Below are 2,979 nucleotides of genomic sequence, written 5' to 3'. Positions count from 1 at the left end.
CCAGCCGCCACGGCGGGTGGCTGGCCTACCGGGAGTCGCTGGAGGGCTGAGCCGGGCCGTGCGCCCCCGTTCGTCGCGCGACGAACGGGGGCTCATTTCCCGTAGTGATACCTGCACGCGGCGATGCGGATCTCGTCCTCGACCAGTTTGTACACGAGCCTGTGTTCGTCAGTGATACGGCGTGACCAGTAGCCCTGGAAGCCGTGACGGAGAGGTTCCGGTTTCCCCATGCCCTCATTGCCGTTGCGGGCGATGTCCTTGATCAGAGTGTTGATGCGCTTGAGGATCTTCCGGTCCTGGTTCTGCCACCAGACGTAGTCCTCCCAGGCGCTCTCCGCCCAGACCAGCCTCACTCGCCCAACTCCCTCCCGATCCCGTGGCCGGACTCCAGTTCCTCGATCGCGGTCACGAGGCGTCGGGCGTTCTCCGGGCTGCGGAGGAGGTAGGCGGTCTCTCTGAGCGTCTCGTACTCGGAGAGCGCCACCATGACCACGGGCTCTCGCCCGGCTCTGGTGATGACGACCTCCTCGCGGTCGTCGACCACGGAGTCGAGCGTGGCGGCGTAGTTGGCGCGGGACTCGGAATAGGTCATGGTCTTCATGTCTCAGCCCTTCGCAGCACACCTGAACTCAGGGTCATTGTACAAGAAGTTGTACGTATGGGCTTGGGGTACTGGAGTGTTGGGTTGCTCTGCGATCCGTCCGCCGTCGAGGGCGCGGAGGACATCAGCCGTCACGGCGGGTGGCTGGCCTACCGGGAGTCGCTGGAGGGCTGAGTCGGGCCGTGCGCCTCCGTTCGTCGCGCGACGAACGGAGGCTTTTCGCTGCACGTCGGGGGTATCTCATCAAAGCTATTCATTTCGGGCGAACGGGATTGTTCTGACGAGGTTAGGGTGGGGGTATCGACCTTAATTAACGCCTCCTGAGCTGCGGAGATGCACTCCCGTTCGAACTTTCTCCGAAGAACTTCACACAAAAGTGCGCCACCACTCCTCCCGCCCCTCTATTCTGCTATCGAACGCCCAACTCCATACACGGAAGACCCCGCGACGATTGAACACCGCCCGGGGTCGTGGCCAGCAACTCGAAACCTTTAAAGCAAAGGATTGCCAGCATGCGCGATTATAGCGCGGCCTTCTTCGTCCTGCTCGGGATGTACCTGAAGGCGCTGTTCACCCCCGCGCGCGGCCGTCACGCGGCCCCCGCCGCCCGCCGTCGCCGTTCCACCCGGGTCCGCCCCTACGCGCCCGCTCCGGTCGAGGCCGCTCCGCCTCCCGTTCCCGCTCCGCGCCGCACGCCACGGCGCACGGCCATCCCCGCCGACCCCGCCCGTGTCCAGTCCGAGGCCACCGCCCGCCTGCACGGCTGGATCCCGAGGCAGGCCGCGCCCGTTCCCCCGGGTGACCTGCTTGCCGCGCCCCTGGAGCCGACACCGGGGGAGTTCGACGAACTCGCCGCCCTGGTCCGCGTCTGGCAACGGCAGCGGGCCGAGCAGGACCAGCGGCGTGTGGCGGTGACGGCGTGAGCACCTTCGACATCACCGTGCCGGGCCTCTACTGGCCCTACCGCTCCTACCCCGACGGGCTGTCCGACCTCGCCCGCGTGCGCACCGACCTCGCCCGCGACCTGGTCGGGTTCGAGCCGGATCTGGTGGACGCCGTCCAACTCGTCACCAGCGAACTCGTGGCCAACTCCGCCAAGTACGCCCTCCCCGGTGGCGAGATCATCCGCACGATGTGCCTGCTGGACGGCCGGACCCTGCGCGTGGCCGTCAGCGACCCGGGCGGACCCACCCGGCCGCGCATCCCCACCGAGCGCACCGCCGACGAGTGGGACCTCGCAGAGGGGCAGCGCGGGCTGCTGTTGGTTCAGAACCTGGCGACCAGTTGGGGCTTCCACGCCTTCCCCGAGTGGTCGGGCTACGCCACCCAGGTCTGGGCGGCGTTCGACCTCGATCCGGTCTGACCCCGGACACACCGGTGCCCCGTGGACGGACGTCCGTCCACGGGGCACCGGGGCGTCAGCGAGATACCGACGAGTGGGGTGGCGATGCGCAAGCCCGATGAGATGTTCGAACGCAACCACGAGTGGTCGGCACTGGCCCGCTTCATCACCGACGAGCAACCCGGGGCCACTCTCGGTGTCGTCTACGGGCGTCTTCGCCAAGGCAAGACCTTCCTGCTGGACGCCGCCTGCCGGGCTGCCGGGGGCTTCTACTTCGGCGCGACCGAGGCGACGGACGCCGAGTCGTTGCGTCGGATCAGCTCGGCGCTCACGGAGCATGTCCAGCCCGCCGCCCCCTACCACTTCGCGGACTGGTCCGAGGCCGTCGACGTGCTCCTGTCGCTCGGTGCCGAGCGACCGGTACCCGTGGTGATCGACGAGTTCCCCTACCTCGCCAAGGCAAACCCGGAACTGCCGTCCATCATCCAGGAGGCGTTCCGGGCCCTGCGGGACCAGCGCACCACCTCACGCACGCGCATGCTGCTGTGCGGATCGGCGCTGTCCTTCATGGGCAGGCTCCTGTCCGGCAACGCGCCCCTGCGTGGCCGTGCGGGTCTGGAGTTGGTCGTCCGCACCCTCGACCACCAACTCGCCGCCGAGTTCTGGGACATCGCCGATCCCCACCTCGCACTCAGGGTCAACGCGATTGTCGGTGGCACACCCGCGTACCGACGTGAGTTCGCCCGCGGGGACACACCGGACGGGCCCGACGATTTCGACGACTGGGTCGTCCGTACCGTGCTGAACCCCGAAACCCCGCTCTTTCGCGAGGCCCGCTACCTCCTGGCCGAGGAGCCCGACCTACGCGACACCGCTCTGTACCCCTCGGTCCTGGCGGCGGTCGCCGACGGCAACGCCACGCGCGGCGGTATGGCGGGCTATCTGGAGCGCAGGGCCACGGACATCGCGCATCCCATCAACGTCCTCGAGGACGCCGGGCTGCTGCGCCGTGACGCGGACGCCTTCCGTGACGACC

The 2,979-nt window shown here is 68.2% G+C and carries 5 protein-coding genes; 3 read left to right on the top strand and 2 right to left on the bottom strand.

Going from position 1 to position 2,979, the window contains the following annotated elements; all coding sequences use genetic code 11:
- Positions 1-92: 92 nt before the first annotated feature.
- Together D471_RS0121010 and D471_RS0121005 are read right to left on the bottom strand one after the other, a co-directional pair.
- Positions 93-353 (bottom strand): Txe/YoeB family addiction module toxin, encoded by a 261-nt coding sequence (locus tag D471_RS0121010; protein WP_017600449.1) that lies wholly within the window; start codon positions 351-353, stop codon positions 93-95.
- Positions 350-601 (bottom strand): type II toxin-antitoxin system Phd/YefM family antitoxin, encoded by a 252-nt coding sequence (locus D471_RS0121005; RefSeq protein ID WP_017600448.1) that lies wholly within the window; start codon positions 599-601, stop codon positions 350-352. Before D471_RS0121005 ends, D471_RS0121010 begins: the two co-directional genes overlap by 4 nt.
- 512 nt (positions 602-1,113) lie before the next feature.
- Between D471_RS0121005 and D471_RS37755 the strand changes: the two genes are divergently transcribed.
- The 3 genes from D471_RS37755 to D471_RS0120985 form a co-directional block, all read left to right on the top strand.
- Positions 1,114-1,524 carry a hypothetical protein gene (locus D471_RS37755; RefSeq protein WP_017600446.1) on the top strand — a complete coding sequence of 137 codons (411 nt, stop codon included), beginning with the start codon at positions 1,114-1,116 and terminating at the stop codon, positions 1,522-1,524.
- A complete protein-coding gene (locus D471_RS0120990; protein WP_017600445.1) occupies positions 1,521-1,964 on the top strand; it encodes an ATP-binding protein in 444 nt (147 codons plus the stop codon). The genes D471_RS37755 and D471_RS0120990 overlap by 4 nt, the downstream gene beginning before the upstream one ends.
- Before the next feature lie 84 nt (positions 1,965-2,048).
- A partial coding sequence (locus D471_RS0120985; protein WP_017600444.1) for an ATP-binding protein occupies positions 2,049-2,979 on the top strand: 931 nt, incomplete at its 3' end.

It is taken from the genome of Nocardiopsis lucentensis DSM 44048 (genome assembly GCF_000341125.1).
Lineage (GTDB): Bacteria > Actinomycetota > Actinomycetes > Streptosporangiales > Streptosporangiaceae > Nocardiopsis > Nocardiopsis lucentensis.
Note: the sequence above shows the minus strand (reverse complement) of the source record. Positions and strands in the feature narration are given on the sequence as shown.